Here is a 21,859-nt window from a genome sequence, read left to right as displayed (position 1 = left end):
AATTTAGATCCGTGCGGCTTGTCAAAGGCCACGCGGACCCTATCTGTCGCTTCTCGTTCGCATACGAACGACACGAAACGGCCAACAAAAAACGCTTCCAGACAACTTTCCCGCCAAGGAATTCGTGATGTCCACCAGATCGCGCCAGACCGTGCTGGCTCTCGGCCTTGCAGGCCTTCTTGTCGAGGCCGTGGTGTCGCACCCCGCCTTCGCCGTCGGCAGAGTGACCCTGTTCAAAGTCGTCTCGCCGCAAAACGAAATCGTGATCGGCCTCACCAAGGCCGAACTGGCGCAAATGCCGGGCAAGACCCCCGATGCCGTGGAAAAGGCGCTGCGCAGCGCCGGCGCGCTCCAGGTCTGGCAGTACGGCGTCCGCCGCGGCGTCAGCGGCGTGATGGAGCAGGCCCCGGTGCGCAAGATCGAGATCGCCGCCGATCCCGCCACCCACATCGAGTCTTATCTCTCGCCGCTCAAGGTCGTGTCGATCGCCGACGAAATCATGACCGAAGCGATCCAGTAGCGCGTCCGGCGCGCAGTTCTGAGGGTATTCGTGGTCGTGCGTTTGCCGGACAAAATCCGGTAAAATCCGCCCCCGCAAAACCAATCGGTCGCCGCGCGAACCGGCGGACCCTGCGGCGCAACTTTGAGCACCCGCTAGTGCATTGAAATTCAAGCACTTATTCGGTCCGCATGCGATTGCGTCATGCCATTCATCATAGGGCGTATGACAGGTCGCAATTGGCGAAAAAAGGCCTATATTAGAGTCTGTTCTGGAATGAATGACACGTGCCGAGCGGCGCTCCCCGGGAGGCCGCACTCCGGCGTTGTTTCCATCGAATCCCAAATCAAGAAGGCCGAGATCATGGCTGCGTTCAATTACAACACCGAAGCCGAACTCTTTCCTGCGGCGATCCGCAAGAAAAAGCGCGCCGGCTTTGCGTACCGCCGGTTCCCGACCGCAGCCGAGGCCGTGCAGTTCGCCATCGAGCAACTTCCCGCCGACAGTCTGAACGGCGCGTACCTCCAGGTGGACGAGGCCCGCTTCGACCAGAGCGGCATCCGCACGCTGTATGAAAGCGAAGCGTTTCCGCTCGAACGCAACCGGCCGGAGCCTGTGGCTGCGCCCGAGGAAGAAAAGCAGACTGCGACGGGCTGATCGCGAACCGGCTGATCTTTTCATCGCGCCGGTTCTCACGTCTCAAGCACTCCTTGGCTGCTTGTCCATCCAGCGCTTGAGCATCCGCATGTTGCGCACATTGGCGCGGAACATGACGTCGAAGGCGTCGCCGGCGAACGGCACCAGCCCTACCACGCCGTCCACCGCGACATTGCCCAGCATCCGCGCCACCAGATACTTCGGCGCGCCGAGCGCCCTCGCCTCGCGCACGATCCACAGCGAGATCGCCGTGGTTAGAATATCGCCGAAGATCGGCACGAGGCCGATCAGGCCGTCGATGCCGTAGCGAATCTTGGTGCCCGGCACGACGAAGGCGACGTCGAGCAGCTTCGACAGCGCATCGATCCGCGCGAAGCGCTGCTCGCGCGTCATGACACCAAAGAAAGAATTGGGGCCGAACGAGATCCCGCCGAGCGCGCTCTGGAAATCCGCGCCCTGAAACTCGAAGCCGGACGTGCGGGCGCCAGCGTCGAACGGCCCGCGCCCGCCGAAGCCGCCGGGATGCACCTCGTTGCCGTCCTGATCGATGATCGGCGGCCGCTTGGTACCGCTGCGACGGCTCGCCGTGCGGTCGAAGATGTCGTCGGTCATTTTGGCGCTCGTCATGGTGGCGTCGGCTCCATTGTCCCTTTGCGCAGGAAATTGTTTCGCGCAAGCTCCCCTACATAGGAACGAGCAGGCCGTCCGCAAGTTGCGTCAAGGTGGCGCGGCTTAAAATCGCAACCACTGGCCATATATGAGGTCCCATGAGCAGAGCTTTCGTCAAGGACCAGGATGCCGACAGCGTCATCGACCTGCCGGCCCGCGTGATCCCGGAGCACCCGAACGACGTGACGGCGCAAGGGCTCGCGATGATCGAGGCCGAGTTGGCGCGCGCGCAGGAAGCGCTTGCGGCGGCACAGGCGGCGCACGACCGCGACGCCATCGCCAGCGCCTCGCGCGATATGCGCTACTGGGACGCGCGGCGCGGGACCGCGCATGTGGTCGCGCCCAATGAGGACACTTCGCAGATTCGCTTTGGCCACACGGTGAAGCTTAAGCGCGACGACGGCCGCGAGCAGATATTCCGCATCGTCGGCGAGGACGAAGCCGATCCCGCCAAGGGCACGCTGTCCCATGTGGCGCCCTTGGCGCGCGCGCTGTTCGGCAAGAGCGTCGGCGACACCGTGCGCGCCGGCGAGCACGAACTTGAAATTCTCGACATCCGTTGAGGCGCGCCACAGCGCGCCCATGGTCATGCAGCCCGTCACCAGACACCGAGCCGTTCCAGCCGCCGCAGGGCGATCTGTCGCATGCGATCGTTGACGTCCGCGATTTCCTCACGTGGCGCATTGAGCCGCGGCTCTTTGAGCTGACACACCATGTCTGGTCCCAGGCAACGGCGCGCACGGCGACAACGCTTCACCGGACAATCGCGCCAGTTCTCGTAACCGTCCGACAACCCGCGCATGATGCGTGCGATGCCGGCGTCGGACAGAAGATAATCCCGCGTCTCGTCGGAGATTTCGATGAGTTCGTCTTGCGTGTCATCGGTGTTTTTCGTCGTCTGTTGTGCCGCCTCTTTTGTTGTCTTGCCCACGCCTGTCTCCTTTCCTGATTTTTGCCGTGCGTGATCGCTTTCCCGCGTGAAAAACGCGGATGCCCAATCAGCGATGTCTTCAAACCGTGTGCCGCCTCTCAGTGAAGAGAGGGAGGAGGAGCGCCGAAAGACGCGCCTTGGTAGTTAAGTGCGCGGCCGGCTTCGTGTCGCCACGAGAGGCTGGCCGCGAAACGCCTTTCAGCGCTCCGCCGCGGCGATTTCTGTCCTCGGGACCGTACTTCCGGGTGAGGATGGGGGAAGTATCGACCCCTGATCCGGCCGGCTTTCGCCGCCTTCGTCCTCACCGACGTCCAGCCGCGAACGGCAGAGCCCCATAGTGAGCCCGGACGGTGACCCGAGGCCTCCCGGGAGCGGAGAAGGACGTCCCTTCTCGCGCACGCAGGCGCCGCATCCCGCCCCGCGCATCGAAGCGTCCTAGGACACGCCCCTCAAGTGAGGCGGGATGAATAGGAATATAAGCCCAGTACAGAAAAGAGTCAACAAAAAACTAGGGGAACTTGGATTGGGAACTCAAAGGGTGGATAATGATCCTATTCATAGGAAAATGGTACGTTAGATGAAGCTTACAGATTTTCGAATACTGAATTTCCGTTCCATCAAAGACAGCGGGTGGTGTTCTTTTTCAGCTGACGGAACAACCGTCCTCATAGGTCAGAACGAAAGCGGAAAGACTTCCATTTTGGCTGCGCTCGAAAAGAGCTTCAACGGCATCAACCTTGAGGACGACGACGTTCGGGCGGGAGAGCCATTGCCCCGCGTGATCATCCGATTGATTACGAGCTTCAATGAACTAGAGAACTCTTTCTCAAATTCCCCGAAAGAACAATTGGACGCTCTCGAAAAGTATCTCACTAAGACGAAGGGGCGACTCGAATTCTCAAAATCCTGGGTCCGCAGTACAACAAACAAAGATCAGCGTTATGAAGATATAGACTCAATTGAAGATCCCTTGCTGGCGGAAATGCTCAACAAAAATTGGCCCGCCAGTAAACCAGTACCGAGAAAAGAAAAACCAGAAGAGGAGGAAGAAGAGAAAACCTCCGACGAGGAAGGTGACGATTCAGGTAAGATCATTCAGCTAACAGCTGAGTTAGTGGCTAATGCCGTGTATACTGAAGCCCCTCTAACTGTTCTGTTTGACGAAAAGACCGGATTGCTTCCGAACAGTATTGATGTCGTCGTCAAGGACGGTTCTTACACACTCTCAGGCGAAGGAGAGACCGCCGCCGAGAATTACTTGGAAATAGCCGGCATCAACCTGCAAGAACTTATAGACGGCGATGCACGAGCCCGCGAAAGTATCCTTCATCGCGGCAATCAGAAAGTTACATCAGATTTCACCACATTCTGGAGTCAGACCATCGGAAAGAAGGACAGACTCCTTTTAAAATGCGATCTACGCTTTTACGGACAAGATGCTTCTGGAAAATCGGGCAAACCATATCTGGTTTTCTGGATTTCTGATGGACAGAACCACCTTTACCCCAAACAACGCAGTTCGGGTGTTCGGTGGTTTGTTTCATTCTATCTACAGCTTAAATCCTCTGACGAATATTCCAGCGGAACGCTTTTTTTGCTGGACGAACCAGGCGCTAATTTGCACGCGAAGGCGCAGGACGATGTCCTAAAACTAATCAATAGATTGAGTGACAAGAAGCAAATTATGTATTCGACCCACAGCGCCCACATGATCGAATATGACAAACTGTATCGCGTACTCGCAGTTCAGCGCGAGGGGGACTTAGATGATACGCCAACAGTAATCATTCACGCACACCGAATAGGCGGCGCCTCTAGAGATACCTTGTCGCCAGTACTAACTGCCATGGGTGCCGACTTTTCACAGCAAACCGTTATAAAGAAACACAACAACGTCATATTAGAGGAGATGAGCGGCTTCTACTACCTGAAGGCGTTTTGGAAACTTCTTTCTGAGGAAAAAGAAGCTCATTTCATTGCTGCGACAGGAGCGAACAACGTCGAGAGCCTTGCAAACATGTTTGTGGGATGGGGGCTCGATTTTATTGTCGCGGTTGATGACGATCCAACGGGACGTGCAGTGTATAATAGCATCAAGCGGCACATGTTCGCAGATGACGAATCTCTTGCACAATCCAAACTACTGAAGATAGGCGGAAAGGGAATTGAAGATATCCTTGATATATCGGACTTCAAAAGTATCGTCCTCAATGACACTACGCTTTCTTACAAATGTGAGAACTCGCAATACGTAAAGGACGCACAAAAATCCAAAACCATGCTAGCCTATCAGTTCTGGATCAAGGTTTCTGATGGAACACTAAAACTGAAAAAGCTTAGCCCTCAAAGCCAAGAAAAGATCACCAAGCTGGTAGAAGAAATAAGCTCCCGACTTCTGTAGCGAGACTTAGTTTCCACTTTCTAACGCCCCCTCACGCCACGCGCTTAGGCATCTCCAGCCCCGGCAGCGGCGCGGCTTCTTCCGGCTCGGCTTCGCGGATGCTGTAGCCCTGCTCGAGCACGCGCTCGGGCTTGCCGGTCGAATCCTGAATCAGCGAATCCACCACAAGGCCGGCGTCGTCGGCATAGTGCCAGACGTCGTGCTCGGTCGGCAGCGCGCGGCTGATCTGGTGGTCCTCGACAAAAAGCGCATAGGGCATGAACTGCTCCTTCGGACGCATGTCCGGAACACGATTGGCTTTGAAGACTGCAAATCCTGACGACTCGAAAGTCCGAAGGCTGATGGTCCTGACAACCGTGAAGCCCCGACTCCATCAACGCAGCAGGCGCGCGCTGGTTTCAGCTAGTTCAGCACCATGCCGAACATCAGCAGGACCGCCAGCCCCGCGAAGGCATAGCGCAGCGGACGGTCTTCCACGATCTTGTCGATAAGCTTCATGGCTCTGCCCTCTTTGCCCTCAGGCCCCGTCAAAAAAGACAAAACGAAGGCACCGGTTTCGTTCCACCGCCGTTCATCTTATTTCCGGCAGGTTGCCCATCCGCCGCGACGAGGCCGCGGGAACATTCTCCGGGCTCGCCTGTTGATTGCGAGGTTACGAAAGGAATTAGGTCATGAAAAAGATTGCAGTTGCATTGGCGACGGTCGCCACCGTCGCCGTGATGTCCGCTCCCGCCGCCGAGGCCCGCAGCGGCCGTAACGCGGCCGCGATCGGATTCGGCATTGCCGCCGGCGCGCTCATTGCCGGCGCCGCCGCCTCCAACTCCTACGCCTATTACGGCGGGCCAGCCTATTACGGCGAGCCGGCCTATGGTTACGGTTACGGCGGCCCTGTCTATTATGCCGAGCCCGTCTACGGGCCGGGCTACTATCGCGCGCGCGCCTATCAGCGCAATCACAGGAACGATCCGAACCCTGTCGATATGAATCCGTACAATCCCTGGTAACGGGACACGCGATCTCACGGATCAACACTTCAAGGCACGAACACATGCAAAGCCCGGAGCGCGCTCCGGGCTTTCCCGCGCGCCGGTTTGCACCACGGCTTGCGGCTGCGTGTGACGTCACAGGTTTGTCTCTGCGTGCCGGGCCGATGCAGCGCGTTCGCTTGATGCGTTTCGTTGATGCGCGTTTTCTGGATCTGTTTTCAGCGCGGCGTTTCAATACGGCATGGTGATTGTCGTCTTGATGCGATTGTCGCATGACGTGATTGTCGTCTTGACGTGATTGTCGCCTTGACGTGATTGCCGCCTTGACTCTTTGAGAACAAAAAGAGAACATGCGCGCCACCCCGTCAATACGGAACATCGGCATGTTGGACAATCTCGCCTCCGACCCTCAGTCGGAATCGGAGCGGCTGGATATTGCAGCGGATCAGGCGATCGCGGCATGCGGCGGCGACATGCGCAGCACGATCCGCGCGCTGATCCTGGCGAACGAATTTCTGGAGTACGAACTGTGCGAGATGTTCAAGGCGGTGACCAACGGCACGCGCGGACAATTGCCCGCGAGCAGGGCCGACTGGTTCGACTGAAATGGGGTTCGCTCAAACAGCGCCCGCCCGAAAGCCAACACCGCATCGCCGGACCTCGCGGCCCGGCGATCATGTCCCGCGCCCGGAATTGAGACCTCAGGTTCGATGTCTCAACAGCGGGGATTTGCGGGCTACTTCTTGCCGCCCTTGCTCTGCTGATAGCTGGAGCCGCCGCTCTTCGGCGCGTTCTTGTCCGCTTTGGGCTTTTTCTTTTCCTTGTTGCCCTTGTCCTTGCCTTTTGCCATCGCGTCCTCCTGTTGCCGTGCTGGCCGATGCATGGCCTGAACAACATTACCACCTTGTCCGCGGGCGATCCATCTCGCGCGCAGGCGGATAAGCGCGCGGCGACCTGAACGCTTTGGCCGTCCGCGCGTTAACGGGCGTCACGACACATCCCCCAAACGAACATCCCAAAAGGAAACTCATATGAGCGCGAGCCAGATCAAGGAGCATATGGAAGTCATCGGCGCCGACGGCGTGCATATCGGCACTGTCGATCGGGTCGAGGGCGGCCGGATCAAGCTGACCAAGGCCGACAGCGGCCAGGGCAGCCACAAGGGCCACCATCACTATATCGATCAGGGGCTTGTCGCCGGCGTCGAGGGCCAGAAGGTGCGCCTGTCAGCCAATGCCGACGTCGCCGTGACGTTCGAGGAAGAGAAGTAGCGCCGCGCGGGCTCAGGCCGATTTGCGCAGCACAGGCTCGGCTTCGAGCGGCGTCGCGTCGAACACCGCATAGCCGTTCTTGCCGTCCTTCTTGGCGGTGTAGAGCGCCCGATCCGCCGCGGCGATCAGCCGTTCCGCATGCAGCCCGATCTCGGGCCGCCACTGCGCGACGCCGATCGACGCCGACAGCCCCAACGAGACGCCGTTGCCCTGCACGACTTCGCCCTGGCAGGCCTCCAGAATGTGACGAGCCACCATCGCGCCCTCGCGCAGGGTGGTCGAAGGCAGCACCACGCAAAATTCGTCACCGCCCATGCGCGCCAGAAGATCGCCGGTGCGCAGCCGGCTTTCGGCCGCGCGGGTGAACCGCCTCAGGCATTCGTCGCCGGCGGCATGGCCGTGGTTGTCGTTGACTTCCTTGAACTCGTCGAGATCGATCATCAGCAGAGCGAATGCCTCGCCGCTGCGGCCGGAGCGCGTGCATTCCTCGTTCAGCCGCGCCAGGAACTGGCGGCGGTTGGCCGCGCCGGTGAGATCGTCGAACAGCGCCAGATCCGCGACCTCGGCGCGCAGCCGGTCGATCGCCATCAGCAGGAAGCCGAAATTCCACATCATCGACAGGAACACCAGCATCAGGATCACGACGGCCTGAAACTGGTTGAAGTCGACCAGCGAGACCGGCCCGCCGACCTTCAACAGCGCCGCCACGGAGCGCACCACGTAGACCGCGACCATCAGAACGGCGATGTAGCCGGCCATCCGCGCGCCGGGATGCGCATGGCCGTTCTTGCGCGAGAACAACAGCGGCAATGTCATGGCGATCGGCACGGCCTGGCACGTCGAGTAGATCAGGATGCGCATCGCCATGTTGTCGTGCCAGACGAAATACGCCAGGCCGACGAAGTTGATCGCGACCATCGCCATGGTGAAGCGCCATGACACCGGGACGCCGTAAAACTTGCGAATGCCCATCGCGGCAAGGCAGATCGCCAGAATCAGGATGGAGCCGCCGATCAGCAGCGGGATGAGCAGCAGAGTCGTCTGCTGCGGATCGATGAAGCTGCGGGTCATCGCAGTCGCGGCGCCCAGGGCCGCGACCAGCGCGCCCGCGCACCAGTACCGCGTGGCCTCGAGATTCGGATAGCTGCGGACGACGAAGGTCCACACGATCCCGATCGCGACGAAGTTGACGACGAAAACGATCCAGAGGGTTGGGACGCTCAGCATGACCGGGCCAAGGGCGCGCGATTGACCGCGTCTTCTGCCCTGTCCCTGTGATTGATCGCTGCCCGTTGCATAGACCCACTCCCGATTCCGGATCACCCGGAATTCCGCCTCCCCCGAAGCCGGATGCATCCTTGCAGGGGCGCTCTTAACGGAGTCTGACCGGCTTCGGATAAACCGCGCCGTGGTTGGGATTTGATGAAGATGCGGGGCGCACGCCCAAACGAAAGCCGTTGTGGCGCGCGCACCGGCAATCGCGAAAGCAAAACGAAAGCCTTTGCCCGATGTTAACCCTGAGCGCGCACGCCACCGTCCACAGAAAAAGACACCGGCAATGTCACCGAGACGGCACAATGCTGAAAAACAGGCGACAAATTTCAGCGAATCGGTTCGGATCGGATTCGAGGCTGCGCACTGGCCTATCGCCGAGCATGCCTCGTGACGTTGACGTCAACTCGAACCCATGAGGATGCCATGGCGAAGAAAGCCAAGAAGGCGAAGAAGGCGGCGAAGAAGACAGTGAAGAAGGCCAAGAAGGCGAAGAAGAAGTAGTTTTGTTTATTTGAAGTGGCTCGGGCGGAGTCGCTTCGCCCGAGCCGCCGGTTCAGGGCGGCTCCCCAAATAATTTCCCTCGCGCCATCCGCGCTTACTCACCTCTCCCTTAGCGATTGCCTCATCCCTGCAACGCTTGAATCCCAATTCCATTCTCGCTAGAACGGCCCCGCGCTGATCGCGCCGTAAGCGTCTCACGTCAGGCAACGCATTCAACCGAGGCCGCCGGCCCGGAGGAATGCCATGACGAGCAGAACGCCCAGCCCCTCACACCACGAGGCAAGCTTGCGATCATTGCCCCGCAACCGTCATCGCGCATCTCTGATGACCGGGCAGCCGTTTTTCAAAGAGTGACCTGATGACAACGCTTCCCAAATCCCGCACACGCGGCAAGCTGCCCGCGCGTTATGCTTCGGTCGTGATGCCGCTGGTGCTGTCGATCCTGATGACCTTCGTGGTCTCGGGGATTTCGACGCTGAAGAGTCTCGGTGCCACAGAGGCTTTTCTCGCGACATGGCCAGCAGCCTGGGGCATTTCCTGGCTGGTCGCGTTTCCGACCCTGCTCGCGGTGCTGCCGCTGGTGCGGCGGATCGTGGCGGTGGTGGTCGCGCCGCCCGCCGCGGCCTGACGTCCCAAGGAGAAAGGGCGGCCGCAAAACCGGCCTTTTCCCGGCTGTTTCCGCAAATTCCGCAGCACACGCCCTGCGTCCGCTTGCCGCAACACTTAGGCGTTGACCTAACTTTTTGCGGGATTATAGTTAGCCATATGACTAACCAACAAGATCGCCTCAACGACACGTTCCACGCCCTCGCCGATCCGACCCGGCGCGCGGTGCTGGCAAAGCTGACATCCGGCCCTGCCACGGTGAGCGATCTCGCGCAGCCGTTCAGCATGGCGCTGCCGACGTTTCTTCAGCACCTCAAGGTGCTGGAGGAATGTGGCCTCGTCAGGTCGAAAAAAGTGGGACGGGTCCGCACCTGCCACCTCAAGCCCAAGCAACTGGCGGCTGCGGAGGACTGGATCGGCGCGCAGCGCACGCTCTGGACCAAAAGGCTCGACCAGCTCGACGACTATCTCAGACACCTCAACGCCACGGAGACAGCGAAGTGACAGCGTACAAAACCGACCCCAACCTCGATCTCGTCCTCGAACGTGAAATCGACGTGCCGCCCGAACTGGTCTGGAGGGCATGGACCGAGCCGCAGCACCTGATGAAATGGTTCACGCCTGCGCCGTGGAAAACGGTGGAGTGCGAGATTGACCTTCGTCCGGGCGGCATCTTCCGCACCGTGATGCGCTCGCCCGAGGGGCAGGACATGACCAACCTCGGTTGCTGCCTCGAGGTTGTGGAGAAGCGCAAGCTGGTGTTCACCGATGCGCTGCTGCCGGGCTTCCGCCCGCGCGATGACGGCTTCTTCACCGCTATCGTCCTCATCGACCCCATCAAGGGCGGCTCGAAGTACACCGCCTGGGCGATCCACAAGGACGAAGCCGGGAAGAAGACCCACGAAGAGATGGGCTTCCATAGCGGCTGGGGCACGGCGCTCGATCAGTTGGTGGCGCACGCCAAGACGATGTGAGCGATTTCATCAGCGCATCGAACAACCAAGGGCAGCATGCGTGCTGCCCTTTTCTTTTTTGTTGTTACTGCATCCGGTAGTGCAAGCTACCCGTAAGGATGACGCTCGCGCGTGAAGCACGCCACATCCGGAGACCGAAACAGGGAATAGCGTGCGCCCGTCCTCACCCCTGACAGGAGCGCCCGATATGACAGCCCTGTTGACCGCAATCGCGCTTTGGCTCTCAGCCAACTTCAACCTGCCGCCCCTGAGCGAACAACCGAAAATCGAACTGGTCTCCCCGGCCAGGATCATGGCCATCCGCCATCAGGCCTTCAACGTGGAGCGACGGCACGACATCGCCGCCATGCCACCTGTCTCCGACCCGCGCGACACCGTCGCCGTTTACGATGACCCCAACCGGACCATCTACCTTCCCCTGACATGGACCGGCGGCACGGCGGCCGACCTGTCGATGCTGGTGCACGAGATGGTGCATCACCTCCAGAACATCGGCGGCATCAGTTACGAATGCCCGGCGGCGCGCGAGGAGCTTGCCTATCGCGCGCAGGACCAATGGCTCGGCCTGTTCGGACAGGACCTCGAGCACACATTCGGCATCGACAAGTTCACATTGAAAGTCAGCACGACCTGCGGATTCTAGCCGCAGGACGTATCAGCCTTGCGGCAGCAGGAGCGTCACAGCCCCGCGAGACATCTCTCAACGGGTCATCCCCGCGAAAGCGGGGATCCATTCCCAATGGCCGCTCGTTCTCCTGCGCAACGTTGATAAATGAAACCGCAGGGATCATGGGTCCCCGCTTTCGCGGGGACGACCGGGGTTTAGGATTCGCGTCGATTTTTCACACTTCGACGGCGGTCGAATTCACCGTCCCGCGAGACGATCGGCGAAATAGCCGATGGTCTTGCGATAGATGGTCGCGCGATTCCATTCGCGCATCGCTTCGAAATTCGCCGAGCCTTCGTGATAATCGCCGCCCGCCCGCCAGCCGGCGGTCTTCAGAAGATTGGCGGTGGAGGCCAGCACGTCCGGAATGCTGTGGCGCAGATCGACATGGCCGTTGCCGTCGAAATCCACGCCGTACTTGATATAGGATGACGGCAGGAACTGGGTCTGGCCGAGTTCGCCGGCATAGGCGCCGACCAGATCGCGCAGCGGGAGATCGCCGCGCTGGACGATCTTCAGGGCCGCCAGCAGCTCGCCCTGAAACAGTTCGGTGCGGCGGCAATCATGCGCCATGGTCGCGAGCGTGCGCACCACCGGCATTCTGCCAAGATCACCCTTGCCGAAATCCGATTCCAGCCCCCAGATCGCGACGATGATTTGCGGCGGCACACCGAAGCGTTGCTCGATGCGCGACAGCAGCGAGGCATGCCGCTGCAGCATCGCCTGTCCGGTCTTGATGCGCCCCGGCCCCACGCGGGTGGCGATATATTGCTCAAACGTCTTGTTGAAGGTGCCGCGCTGGCGGCGGTCGAACGCCAGCACCCCGGGGTCCTGCGTCACGCCATTGAGCGCGCTGTCGATCACGCCGCGCGAAATCCCCGCCGCCTGAGCCTCCTGCGCCATGGCGGAGACGAAGGTCTGGAAATCGCCGCCGCAGCGCGCGGCGAAGGTGGGGGTGGAAAGAGTGAGGGCGCAAAGAATGATCGCGAGGCGAAGTCTGGACATCACGAACTCCGTTTCAAATATTCCGCGATTCTACACTGTCATGGCCGGGCTTGTCCCGGCCATCCACGCCTTAGTTCTTACGCTTTTAAACGAAACAGCATCGAATCCATGCGCCGCGCTAATCTACACCGGCCGGAGCAGTCGATTCGATCACCGTGAGGAAGCCGCCTTGATTCCACCGGCAGCGTTGTGCTTGCGGGAATTGCCGCCTGAATTCCTGCGGGATGGAATCGATGCCGGGCGCTCGCGCGGGACGTCGATAAACTGCTTTGCAGCCTTCGCAGCGGCTTCGACATAACTGCGGTCACCGTGAACCAGCATCAGGGTGACCGCGCCTTCCCACACCAGCATCACCTGACGCGCCCGTTCAAGGGGCGACGCGAGCCCGGCCCTGTCGAACAAGTCGGCACATAACGATTCCATCGAGGTCTTGTGATGCCTGGCGATCGCGCGCGCGGGATGACCGGGAAGATCGGCAAGTTCGAATGCGACGCGCGTGAAGCCGGTGCCGGCCCAATGCGGCCGCGATGCCCATTCGATCAGCTCGGCGAACATCGCATCGATAATCGCATCCGCGCTTTCCGGCGGCCCCTCGAAATATCGCCGCACCCGCTCCACTCCGAGCGCGCTTGCCTCCGCAAGCACAACGGCCATCAGATCATCCTTGCTGCGGAAATGCTGGTAGAGCGTGCGCTTGGTGACGTTTGCATGTTCGGCAATATCGTCGAGCGAAGCTCTCACAAAGCCGTGGCGCCAGAACAATGCGTAGGCCGCCTTCACAATTCTGGCCTTGGTCTCGGCAGACGATCTGACCATGTGCGATCTGACCATGTTGCGTTCCGCAAGCGGAAGTATACCGGCGAGTGACTGTACTCTGCCATGGCTCCTGCATAAAGCTCATTCGAACAAGAAACAGCATCACCTAAAAGCGTAAATCGCCCTTAACGCGAAAAGGACGGAGCGCGCGTGAAGCAATCCGCACGTCGCGCTCCGGTCCGGCTTCAGCGCTGAAAACACGGCGACAGAACCGCAGACAGGAGTGTCATCATGACCGCCCTATTGACCGCAATCGCGATGTGGCTGTCGGTGAACTTCGATCTTCCGGCGACGCATGAACCGCCGAAGGTCGAGCTTGTTTCGCCCGCGAAGATTAACGCCATTCGCTATCAGGCCTTCGCCGCGTGGCAGCAACACGACATCGCCGGCAATGCCGAAGGCAATTCGCGCGCGACGGTTGCGGTCTACGACGACGCGACCCAGACCATCTATCTTCCGGTCTCGTGGACCAGCGCCGCGCCGGCCGACCTGTCTGTGCTGGTGCATGAAATGGTGCATCACCTGCAGAACATCGGCCGCCTGAAATACGAATGTCCGGCGGCGCGTGAGGAACTTGCCTATCGGGCGCAGGACAAATGGCTGGGACTATTCGGGAGCAATCTGGAGCAGGCTTTCGATCTCGACAAGTTCACGCTGAAAGTCAGCACCGCGTGCGGATACTAGGCAACAAAAGGAAGATCGCTATCAGTTCGGTGCCCCGCTGATGGCGCGGTTGGTGACGATCTGGGCCGCGATGATGATCCACGGAAGGACCAGCTCGGGAACGAGATAACCGAGCCAGACCGCTGACGGTTCGGGCAAGCCGACCTTGCTGATCGAGATCACCCGGCCGATGCCGCCCACAAGCACGGTGAGCGCGAGCAGGAAGACCAGCGCGTTGTGCTGGCGGATGGTCGCCGCGGCCCACAGGCCGACCACACCCGACATCAGATAAATCCCGCCCATGAAGCGATGCACATTGTCGAGCCGCGGCGAGGTTTCCGGCTGCCCGAGATACATCTGCAACGTGCCGCCGAAGACGGCGATGGCGCCTGCCAGAAACAAACAGACTTGGGCAATACGCTGACTGAGCAACATCGGATCGCTGGCGCTCATGGAAATATCTCCTTTTCAAATCGGGTTGAGAAAAGCCTGATCAAACGCATAAAAAAACCCGGCGCGCGCACGCACCGGGTCCAAATTGCTCAAAGGACGATCGACTGGTTGATCGTCAGTTATCAAGGAAGCTCCGCAGCTTCCGTGACCGCGACGGATGCTTCAGCTTGCGCAGTGCCTTCGCCTCGATCTGACGAATGCGTTCGCGGGTCACCGAGAACTGCTGGCCGACTTCTTCCAGCGTGTGGTCGGTGTTCATGCCGATGCCGAAGCGCATGCGCAGCACGCGCTCCTCGCGCGGCGTCAATGAGGCCAGCACGCGGGTCGTGGTCTCGCGCAGATTGCTCTGGATGGCCGCGTCGATCGGCAGCACCGCATTCTTGTCCTCGATGAAATCGCCGAGATGCGAATCTTCCTCGTCGCCCACCGGGGTTTCGAGCGAGAGCGGCTCCTTGGCGATCTTGAGAACCTTGCGCACCTTCTCCAGCGGCATGCCGAGCTTTTCGGCGAGTTCTTCCGGGGTCGGCTCGCGGCCGATCTCGTTCAGCATCTGGCGCGAGGTGCGCACGATCTTGTTGATGGTCTCGATCATGTGCACCGGAATACGAATGGTGCGCGCCTGGTCGGCGATCGAGCGGGTGATGGCCTGACGGATCCACCACGTCGCGTAGGTCGAGAACTTGTAGCCGCGGCGGTATTCGAATTTATCGACCGCCTTCATCAGGCCGATGTTGCCTTCCTGAATGAGATCGAGGAACTGCAGGCCGCGGTTGGTGTATTTCTTGGCGATGGAAATCACGAGACGCAGGTTGGCCTCGACCATTTCCTTCTTGGCCTGACGGGCTTCGCGCTCGCCCTTCTGCACGCCGTGGACGATCTTGCGGAATTCGCCGATCTCGAGGCCGGTGAGGCCCGCGAGCTGCTGGATCTCGTGGCGCAGTTCCTTGATGCGGTCCTTCTCGACCGCGACGAAATTCTTCCAGCCCTTGGCGGCGAGTTTCGAGACGCGGTTGAGCCAGCGCGGATCAAGCTCCGAGCCCTGATAGTTGCGCAGGAAGTCTTCGCGGCCGACGCCGTGGCTGTCGCCGAGACGGAACAGACGGCCCTCGAACGACACCAGCCGCTTGTTGATGTCGTAAAGCTGCTCGACCAGCGAATCGATACGCGCCTGGTTAAGCCGCAGCGACTTCACCTCGACGACGATTTCGTCCTTCAGCTTCTTGTACTTGCGTTCCTGGGCCGGCGAGAGCGTCTCGTTCTGGAGCTGGTTCTGGATGTCCTGCTCCTGAAGACGGCGCAGCTTCTTGTACTCGCTGGCGATCTTGTCGAAGGTCTCGACCACCTTCGGCTTCAGTTCGGCCTCGATGGCCGCGAGCGACATCTGGTTCTCGAACTCGTCGTCCTCGTCCATGTCCGCTTCGGCGGCGGCTTCGCCGGGCGCCTTGCCGGCAGTGTCGCCTGCGGGGCGGAACGGCGTCGGCGACGGAGGCGCGGCCGGCGCGGCGGCGGCCTGCGCGGGCATCACCTGAACGGTGCCGTCGGCGTTGATGATGGCGCTGGTCGGCTGGCCGTCGGGGCCGACGGGACCGGCGATCATCGCCGGGTTCATGTTGTTCTTGGCGTCGGGGCCTGCGTAGGTCGCTTCGAGATCGATAATGTCGCGAAGGAAGATCTTTCCTTCGTTGAGTTCGTCGCGCCAGATGATGATGGCCTGGAAGGTCAGCGGGCTTTCGCAGAGGCCCGCGATCATCGCCTCGCGGCCGGCCTCGATGCGCTTGGCGATGGCGATTTCGCCCTCGCGCGACAGCAGTTCGACGGTGCCCATCTCGCGCAGGTACATGCGCACGGGATCGTCGGTGCGCTCGCCCGGCTCGGACTTCTTGGTTTCGGTGACGGCCTTTGAGGTGACTTCGACGAGTTCGTTGTCGGTCTCGTCGGCTTCCTCTTCCTGCTTCTCTTCGTCTTCGTCGTTCGCGTCGTCGGACTCGGACACGTTGATGCCCATGTCGGAGAGCATCGCCATGATGTCTTCGATCTGTTCGGGCGAGGTGGTGTCGGAGGGCAGCACTTCGTTAAGCTGATCGAAGGTCACGAAGCCGCGCTTCTTGGCCTGCTTGATCATCTTCTTGACGGCGGCGTCGGACAGATCGAGCAACGGAGACGGTGCGTCTGCTCCGTCCTTCTCAGGCGTGTCGGCGGCCTTCTGATCCTTGGCGGTGTCTTTGATCGCTGCCGTCTTTGCCTTGATGGCCATTCACTGCTCCTGAAACACGCTCACGACGTGGGCCGGTGGCCCGCGTGGAATTTGAAACCGCTAGTGTCCCGTATCCGACGTTCGTTTCACTCTGCGGAGCTCTCTGTACGAACGTCGGATACGAAGGACACTAGCAAATTAAGATTCTAGTGATCCTTTGGTTCTGACATTCGTAAGAGTGCCCGCGAAGGGTCGGATACGAATGTCAGAACCGGATCACTGCGATGCGGAAAGGGCGGCGCTTTTGAGGGCACCACCCGGGCCGAAGGTGTAGGTATGGCCGAAGGCCGTTAAGCTTCGATTAACCCTGTTTTTGCGGGTAAAAACCCGGTTTGGCGAGTCTTTTTAAGGCCTTGGCGGAGGCTTTAAAGGCCCATCGCGGCGGTTTCGTCAACTCCTGCGCTGGAACCGGCCCGACGATTCGCCGAAACCCTCGATCAGCGCCTCAAGGCCGTCCACTTCGGCAAGCCGGGCTTTCACATCGCGCAGCCAGGAAAGGTTTCTCTCGCTGCTGTCTTGCCCAAGCGCCAGTTCGGCATCCTTGAGTTCTCTAAGTAAGGAGTGCCATTGGCGATGCAAGGCAACGAGCTGGTGCCAGGTGGCCAGAACATCCTCCTCCGCGGCGCCCGGCTGGGCCCCCCACACGTTCTTGGTTGTGAGCGATCGCTCAACCTTTTGAATTTGCTCGGAATATCCCGCCCGATCCAAACTCGCCCGCAGCCGCGCACTTTCCGCCGCCGGATCGTCGGTGTGCGAATAATTTGAGAACGCGCCGATGATCCCGGCCCGCAGTTTGTGGGCCTCCGGATGGGCCAGCTCCAAGGCGGCAACTTCCTCGAGATGATCGTGCAAAAGCCAAGGGTGATTGATCAGCGACAGCAGGATCAAAGCCTCCCGCCGGGACAGGGAACTGCGCTGGCCGCGCATGATCGACGAGCCTGCCATCTGTGGGCTGGCGACCTGATAGGGCGAGCGGTTGATGGTGCGCGGACCTGTGGATAGGCCACCCCGGCCGTCGTTCCGCCCGGTTCCACCGGGGGCAAATGGGGGGCGTTGCTGAAAACGCGGCCCTGATTCGCGGCCAAACCCGCCCTGATTTTGTCCCCGGAATCCGCCGCCGCGCGGACCGTCGCGGTAGCCGGATTGAGGCGCGAAGGCATTGCGCAGCCGCTCGGAAAAATCCTGCCGGTAATAACGCCGCACCACTTCGTCGCGGATGCCGTTGGTGAGTTCGTTGATGCGTGCTTCCAGCGCCGCACGGCGTTCGGGCGTGGCAAAGCTGCCGCCTTCGATCTCGCGCGACCACACGATCTCCGCCAGCGGCTTTGCCTGCGCGATCACTTCCTCGATCGCGCCGCGTCCGCCGGAGCGCGCCAGATCGTCAGGGTCCTGCCCTTCCGGCAGCAGCGCGACGCGCAGACTTTTTCCCGGCTTGAGATGCGGCATCGCCAGATCGGCTGCGCGAAACGCCGCGCGCTGGCCGGCGCCGTCGCCGTCGAAGCACAGGATCGGCTCGTCCGCCATCTTCCACAGCAGTGTGAGCTGGTTCTCGGTCAGCGCGGTGCCGAGCGGCGCGACGCTGGCGTTGAACCCGACGCTGACCATCGCGATCACGTCGACATAACCTTCCACTGCAATGAGGGGCGCGCCTTCATGCGCGGCCTGCCGCGCGGTGGCGAGGTTGTAGAGATTGTCGCCCTTGTGAAACAACGGCGTTTCCGGCGAATTGAGATACTTCGCGGGCACGTCCTTCTCTAACGCACGTCCGCCGAAGGCGATGACGCGATTGCGGGCGTCGGTGATCGGAAACATCACGCGATCGCGAAAACGGTCATACGGCACCGGAATGTCGTCGCCGCCGATCAGAAGTCCCGCCTCGACCATGTCCGGAACCGGAATGCCGAGGCCGCCCAGATGCTCCTTCAGCGCGAACCGCTCTGCGGGCGCGTAACCCAGACGAAACTGCAATTGCGTCGCCGGCGAAATGGCGCGGTCGCCGAGATAGCCGCGCGCCTTGGCGCCGTTACGCGACGCCAGCGTGTCGGCGAAGAATTTCGCGGCGAGGTCCATCACGTCGTGCAGCGTCTTGCGGCGCTGCTCCTGCCGCGCAGCGTCGGGCGTCACCGCAGGCAGTGACATCCCCGCCATCGACGCGAGGCGCTCGACCGCTTCGGGGAAACCGACGCCTTCGGTTTCCATCACGAAGGAGATGATGTCGCCGTGCTTGTTGCTGGAGAAGTCGTGGTAAAAACCCTTCTGGTCGTTGACCGTGAAGGACGGCGTCTTCTCCTGATGGAACGGCGACAGCCCCTTCCACTCCTTGCCCGCCCGCTTCAACTTCACGCGCTTGCCCACGACTTCCGAAACCGGAAGCCGGGCGCGCAGTTCGTCGAGAAATTGAGGCGTAAAACGCATGAGCCTTGAAGGTTCGGGACTCGGGGGTTGCCAACCGATCATCCATATAAGACCGCGTGGCGTTTGGCCCAATCCCCGCCGGATTGTCCCCACTGACCACAAGCCTTATTGTCCGGCACCCTTTCGAAGTCGTCCTTTTCCTCAACGAAAGCAAGAAAAATGGCCCCTGCCCCGAAATCCCTGCTCCAGATCGCCGGCGCGCCGCTGCATCCGAGCGCGCTCGACAAATCCGCCCTCGTCATCATCGACGCCCAGGTTGAATACACCAAGGGCAGCCTGCCGCTGGACGGCGTCGACGCCGCCATCGTGGAAGCCGCCAAACTGCTGAAGCTGGCGCGCGCGCAGGGCGTTCCGGTGTTCCATATCGTGCAGCACGCGCCATCGGGCCGCCCGCTGTTCGCCGAGGACGGGCCGACCGCGCCGATCGTGCAACTGCTGACGCCGGCTGCCGGCGAAGTGGTGGTGCGCAAGACCCTGCCGAACGCCTTCGCAGGCACCGATCTCGACGCACTGGTGAAAAGCACCGGCCGCTCCGAACTGATCCTCGCCGGTTTCATGACCCATATGTGCGTCAGCGCCACCGCGCGCGCCGCGACGGATCTGAAGTACCGCACCACCATCGTCGCCAACGCGACCGCGACGCGCGACCTGCCCGATCCGCTCGGCGGCACGATCCCGGCCAGCGTCGTGCACCGCGTGGCACTGTCCGAACTGGCAGATCGCTTTGCGATTGTCGTGAAGGACACTGCGGCGCTGACGGCGACGGCGCAGGCGGTGGCATAGTTCGCAACGGGCATCACCCTAAAATGCCGTCAACCATCTAGACAACTGCAAGCAATACCTGTATATACATGTGTATGGCCAATTGTGGCCGCCAAATAGGAGACGCCGATGGAGCGAACTAGATTCAATAGGGATACCAGAGAATGGCGGACAACGGCCCGGAACTCACCTTTATCGCAGCTAGCTCATTTGAATGGGATGACGACAAGAATCATCGGAACATAGAAAAGCACGGCATCGATTTCGACGATGCAGTCGAAGTCTTTGATGGCCCGATTCTTTTGTATCGGTCAGATCGCAACCTTGAGGAGCGCTGGGTCGCGATTGGGAAGTCCAACGATCATGTCATTGCCGTTATCTTCACACGACGAAATGACATCATCCGGATCATCTCAGCGCGCTCCGCGAGAAAGAATGAAAAAGAATCATATCGTCACACGTCAATCGGGCGACCGGCGAAAGGGAAAGACTGACTGGTCCCGCGTTGGCAAGCTCACCGATCGGAAGATCAACGCCGCTATGGCGAACGATCCCGATTGGGCAGAGTTCAAGGATATCGACTGGTCAAAAGCCGAGCTTGTTATTCCTGCCAAGAAAAAGGCTATCTCCATTCGGATCGATGAAGACGTGCTCGATTATTTTAAAGGCGAAGGTGAGGGTTATCAGGGCCGCATGAATGCCGTTCTGCGTTCTTACATGCAGCAGAAGGCCAAGCCTAAAAAGCGAGCCTGATTCTAAAATCAACGCCAAGAAAGGCGCGCGCCGCGAAATCACTTACCTGCGGCTACGCCTCGTCGAAGCTGCCCGACATGATCCGCTCGAGCTTCTCGACCGGCCTGTTGTAAACATAGACCCACGCTTCGACGGCCGTGCCATCGGACAGCTTCACAGTCTGAAGCAGCCGCAGATACTGCGTCGGCTTTGGATCGTCAGGGCCGCAGCCCTCATACCTGTCCAGCGCTTTCAGGAGACCGGCATCCTGCAGGGCATAGACGTCGCCCTGCACCCACTCGCCCGGCAGGCTGGATGCGACCGCGCCGGGATAATGCGCGACGCGGTAAAGCCGGCCGTTATAGCGCGCTTCGCCGAGATGGCTGGCCTTGGCCGCCAATTGCTCCGCAAACGGATGCCGGGAGCCACGCTTCAGCGTGCCATAGACAAACAGACGCTCGGTCATCGCGATGAGCTCGCCTTTGCTTCAGTGACCTCGTCACTGATGATGACGAACTTGTTCAGCACCATCGGCCCGAAGTTGGTCGATAGCGCGACATCGGCCGCGTCGCGGCCGGTGCCCATCAGGATGCGGCCGATGCGCGGTTTGTTGTGGCGCGCATCGAATGTGTACCACTTACCCGAGAGATAGACTTCGTACCAGCCCGACAGATCCATCGGCGCCGGATCATAGGGAATGCCGATGTCGCCCATGTAGCCGGTGACGTAACGCGCCGGAATGTTCATGCAGCGGCACAGCGTCAGCGCCAGATGCGCAAAGTCGCGGCAGACGCCCTGCTGCTCCTGAAACACATCGAAGGCCGATTTGGTCGGACGCGCCTGCTGGTAGTCGAACCGCACATGATTGTGCACCCACGCATTGATCGCCTGCACGCGCTCCCATCCGGGCGGCGTATTGCCGAACTGCGACCAGGCGAAGTCCGTGAGGCGATCGGTCTCGCAATAGCGGCTCGCCATCAGATAAAGCAGCACCTCGTCGGGCAACTGCTCGATCGGCAACTGCTGCGCCTCGGGCACGATCGCATCGGACAGGCCGGTATCGCGCACCAGCGCATCGCCGCGAAACGTGATGCCGCCCGGCGGCGCAACAAGGCGTCCGCAAATATTGCCGAACGTGTCGTGATAGTAGCGGATGCGAACATCCGGCTCGGTGACGATGGTCTCCTCGCCGACAATGTCCTTCACGCGCGAGGGATGAATCCGCAGCATGACCACCATCGGCGTCTCTGCCACCGCGCCATAGGAAATTTCGAAACCGACCCGGATCAGCATGTCTAGTGTCCTGAATTCGAAGTTCGCCT

At 60.5% G+C, this 21,859-nt stretch carries 26 protein-coding genes; 15 read left to right on the top strand and 11 right to left on the bottom strand.

Annotated features, from left to right (window positions below):
• Window positions 1-127 precede the first annotated feature (127 nt).
• Both YH63_RS10935 and YH63_RS10930 read left to right on the top strand, forming a co-directional pair.
• Entirely contained in the window at window positions 128-520 is a 393-nt protein-coding gene (locus YH63_RS10935; RefSeq protein WP_046827584.1) for a hypothetical protein, read from the top strand.
• A gap of 342 nt (window positions 521-862) precedes the next feature.
• Window positions 863-1,156 carry a hypothetical protein gene (locus YH63_RS10930; RefSeq protein WP_019195654.1) on the top strand — a complete coding sequence of 98 codons (294 nt, stop codon included), beginning with the start codon at window positions 863-865 and terminating at the stop codon, window positions 1,154-1,156.
• Window positions 1,157-1,198: 42 nt separating this feature from the next.
• Here YH63_RS10930 and YH63_RS10925 read toward each other — a convergent pair whose 3' ends face one another.
• On the bottom strand, window positions 1,199-1,783 hold the full coding sequence (locus YH63_RS10925) for a DUF4112 domain-containing protein (RefSeq protein ID WP_046827585.1): 585 nt from the start codon (window positions 1,781-1,783) through the stop codon (window positions 1,199-1,201).
• Between the two features lie 140 nt (window positions 1,784-1,923).
• Here YH63_RS10925 and greA point away from each other — a divergent pair, with 140 nt between their 5' ends.
• Entirely contained in the window at window positions 1,924-2,388 is a 465-nt protein-coding gene (gene greA, locus YH63_RS10920; protein ID WP_046827586.1) for a transcription elongation factor GreA, read from the top strand.
• 35 nt (window positions 2,389-2,423) lie between these two features.
• On the opposite strand, the gene YH63_RS10915 is transcribed toward greA, so the two are convergent.
• A complete protein-coding gene (locus YH63_RS10915) occupies window positions 2,424-2,756 on the bottom strand; it encodes a hypothetical protein (RefSeq protein ID WP_046827587.1) in 333 nt (110 codons plus the stop codon).
• Window positions 2,757-3,333: 577 nt separating this feature from the next.
• Between YH63_RS10915 and YH63_RS10910 the strand changes: the two genes are divergently transcribed.
• Entirely contained in the window at window positions 3,334-5,157 is a 1,824-nt protein-coding gene (locus YH63_RS10910) for an ATP-dependent nuclease (protein WP_046827588.1), read from the top strand.
• A gap of 31 nt (window positions 5,158-5,188) precedes the next feature.
• Here the strand turns inward: YH63_RS10910 and YH63_RS10905 are convergent, their stop codons facing one another.
• On the bottom strand, window positions 5,189-5,416 hold the full coding sequence (locus tag YH63_RS10905) for a hypothetical protein (protein WP_046829591.1): 228 nt from the start codon (window positions 5,414-5,416) through the stop codon (window positions 5,189-5,191).
• A gap of 412 nt (window positions 5,417-5,828) precedes the next feature.
• On the opposite strand from YH63_RS10905, the gene YH63_RS10900 reads away from it, so the two are divergent.
• The 3 genes from YH63_RS10900 (at window position 5,829) to YH63_RS10890 (ending at window position 7,414) form a co-directional block, all read left to right on the top strand.
• Window positions 5,829-6,161, top strand: coding sequence for a hypothetical protein (locus YH63_RS10900; RefSeq protein WP_046827589.1), 333 nt, complete (start codon window positions 5,829-5,831; stop codon window positions 6,159-6,161).
• 365 nt (window positions 6,162-6,526) lie between these two features.
• Window positions 6,527-6,748 carry a hypothetical protein gene (locus YH63_RS10895; RefSeq protein WP_046827590.1) on the top strand — a complete coding sequence of 74 codons (222 nt, stop codon included), beginning with the start codon at window positions 6,527-6,529 and terminating at the stop codon, window positions 6,746-6,748.
• Window positions 6,749-7,174: 426 nt separating this feature from the next.
• Complete coding sequence (locus YH63_RS10890) at window positions 7,175-7,414, top strand: DUF2171 domain-containing protein (protein ID WP_046827591.1); 240 nt, start codon at window positions 7,175-7,177, stop codon at window positions 7,412-7,414.
• 12 nt (window positions 7,415-7,426) lie between these two features.
• Here YH63_RS10890 and YH63_RS10885 read toward each other — a convergent pair whose 3' ends face one another.
• Window positions 7,427-8,641 (bottom strand): GGDEF domain-containing protein, encoded by a 1,215-nt coding sequence (locus YH63_RS10885; RefSeq protein WP_046827592.1) that lies wholly within the window; start codon window positions 8,639-8,641, stop codon window positions 7,427-7,429.
• A 907-nt stretch (window positions 8,642-9,548) separates the two neighbouring features.
• Between YH63_RS10885 and YH63_RS10880 the strand changes: the two genes are divergently transcribed.
• The 4 genes from YH63_RS10880 to YH63_RS10865 all read left to right on the top strand — a co-directional run bounded on the left by YH63_RS10880 (window position 9,549) and on the right by YH63_RS10865 (window position 11,413).
• Window positions 9,549-9,818: a DUF2798 domain-containing protein gene (locus YH63_RS10880; RefSeq protein ID WP_046827593.1), complete on the top strand. Its 270-nt coding sequence runs from the start codon at window positions 9,549-9,551 to the stop codon at window positions 9,816-9,818.
• A gap of 137 nt (window positions 9,819-9,955) precedes the next feature.
• Window positions 9,956-10,300: an ArsR/SmtB family transcription factor gene (locus YH63_RS10875; RefSeq protein WP_046827594.1), complete on the top strand. Its 345-nt coding sequence runs from the start codon at window positions 9,956-9,958 to the stop codon at window positions 10,298-10,300.
• Window positions 10,297-10,770 carry an SRPBCC family protein gene (locus YH63_RS10870; protein ID WP_046827595.1) on the top strand — a complete coding sequence of 158 codons (474 nt, stop codon included), beginning with the start codon at window positions 10,297-10,299 and terminating at the stop codon, window positions 10,768-10,770. Before YH63_RS10875 ends, YH63_RS10870 begins: the two co-directional genes overlap by 4 nt.
• A 187-nt stretch (window positions 10,771-10,957) precedes the next feature.
• Window positions 10,958-11,413, top strand: a complete 456-nt coding sequence (locus YH63_RS10865; protein ID WP_046827596.1) for a DUF6647 family protein — start codon at window positions 10,958-10,960, stop codon at window positions 11,411-11,413.
• A gap of 222 nt (window positions 11,414-11,635) precedes the next feature.
• On the opposite strand, the gene YH63_RS10860 is transcribed toward YH63_RS10865, so the two are convergent.
• A complete protein-coding gene (locus YH63_RS10860; protein ID WP_046827597.1) occupies window positions 11,636-12,442 on the bottom strand; it encodes a lytic murein transglycosylase in 807 nt (268 codons plus the stop codon).
• A 150-nt stretch (window positions 12,443-12,592) separates the two neighbouring features.
• Complete coding sequence (locus tag YH63_RS10855) at window positions 12,593-13,273, bottom strand: TetR/AcrR family transcriptional regulator (protein WP_083992582.1); 681 nt, start codon at window positions 13,271-13,273, stop codon at window positions 12,593-12,595.
• A 216-nt stretch (window positions 13,274-13,489) separates the two neighbouring features.
• Between YH63_RS10855 and YH63_RS10850 the strand changes: the two genes are divergently transcribed.
• A complete protein-coding gene (locus YH63_RS10850) occupies window positions 13,490-13,942 on the top strand; it encodes a DUF6647 family protein (RefSeq protein WP_046827599.1) in 453 nt (150 codons plus the stop codon).
• Between the two features lie 21 nt (window positions 13,943-13,963).
• On the opposite strand, the gene YH63_RS10845 is transcribed toward YH63_RS10850, so the two are convergent.
• The 3 genes from YH63_RS10845 to dnaG all read right to left on the bottom strand — a co-directional run bounded on the left by YH63_RS10845 (window position 13,964) and on the right by dnaG (window position 19,043).
• A complete protein-coding gene (locus tag YH63_RS10845) occupies window positions 13,964-14,374 on the bottom strand; it encodes a DUF4345 domain-containing protein (RefSeq protein WP_046827600.1) in 411 nt (136 codons plus the stop codon).
• Between the two features lie 115 nt (window positions 14,375-14,489).
• The gene (gene rpoD / locus YH63_RS10840; RefSeq protein WP_046827601.1) at window positions 14,490-16,628 is read right to left on the bottom strand and encodes an RNA polymerase sigma factor RpoD; all 2,139 of its coding nucleotides are present in this window, start codon (window positions 16,626-16,628) and stop codon (window positions 14,490-14,492) included.
• 390 nt (window positions 16,629-17,018) lie between these two features.
• The gene (gene dnaG, locus YH63_RS10835) at window positions 17,019-19,043 is read right to left on the bottom strand and encodes a DNA primase (protein ID WP_046827602.1); all 2,025 of its coding nucleotides are present in this window, start codon (window positions 19,041-19,043) and stop codon (window positions 17,019-17,021) included.
• Between the two features lie 159 nt (window positions 19,044-19,202).
• On the opposite strand from dnaG, the gene YH63_RS10830 reads away from it, so the two are divergent.
• The 3 genes from YH63_RS10830 (at window position 19,203) to YH63_RS10820 (ending at window position 20,558) form a co-directional block, all read left to right on the top strand.
• Window positions 19,203-19,826 (top strand): cysteine hydrolase family protein, encoded by a 624-nt coding sequence (locus YH63_RS10830; RefSeq protein ID WP_046827603.1) that lies wholly within the window; start codon window positions 19,203-19,205, stop codon window positions 19,824-19,826.
• A 143-nt stretch (window positions 19,827-19,969) separates the two neighbouring features.
• Complete coding sequence (locus YH63_RS10825; RefSeq protein WP_046827604.1) at window positions 19,970-20,299, top strand: BrnT family toxin; 330 nt, start codon at window positions 19,970-19,972, stop codon at window positions 20,297-20,299.
• A gap of 46 nt (window positions 20,300-20,345) precedes the next feature.
• Window positions 20,346-20,558: a BrnA antitoxin family protein gene (locus tag YH63_RS10820; RefSeq protein WP_246658041.1), complete on the top strand. Its 213-nt coding sequence runs from the start codon at window positions 20,346-20,348 to the stop codon at window positions 20,556-20,558.
• A 52-nt stretch (window positions 20,559-20,610) separates the two neighbouring features.
• Here YH63_RS10820 and YH63_RS10815 read toward each other — a convergent pair whose 3' ends face one another.
• Together YH63_RS10815 and YH63_RS10810 are read right to left on the bottom strand one after the other, a co-directional pair.
• The gene (locus tag YH63_RS10815; RefSeq protein WP_046827606.1) at window positions 20,611-21,003 is read right to left on the bottom strand and encodes a gamma-glutamylcyclotransferase family protein; all 393 of its coding nucleotides are present in this window, start codon (window positions 21,001-21,003) and stop codon (window positions 20,611-20,613) included.
• Window positions 21,000-21,830: a transglutaminase-like domain-containing protein gene (locus YH63_RS10810; protein WP_046827607.1), complete on the bottom strand. Its 831-nt coding sequence runs from the start codon at window positions 21,828-21,830 to the stop codon at window positions 21,000-21,002. The genes YH63_RS10815 and YH63_RS10810 overlap by 4 nt, the downstream gene beginning before the upstream one ends.
• Between the last annotated feature and the right edge of the window lie 29 nt (window positions 21,831-21,859).

The sequence above is a fragment of the Afipia massiliensis genome (genome assembly GCF_001006325.2).
Taxonomy (GTDB): domain Bacteria; phylum Pseudomonadota; class Alphaproteobacteria; order Rhizobiales; family Xanthobacteraceae; genus Afipia; species Afipia massiliensis_A.
The sequence above is the reverse complement of the archived record's forward strand: the minus strand, read 5'-3'. Positions and strand labels throughout refer to the sequence as shown.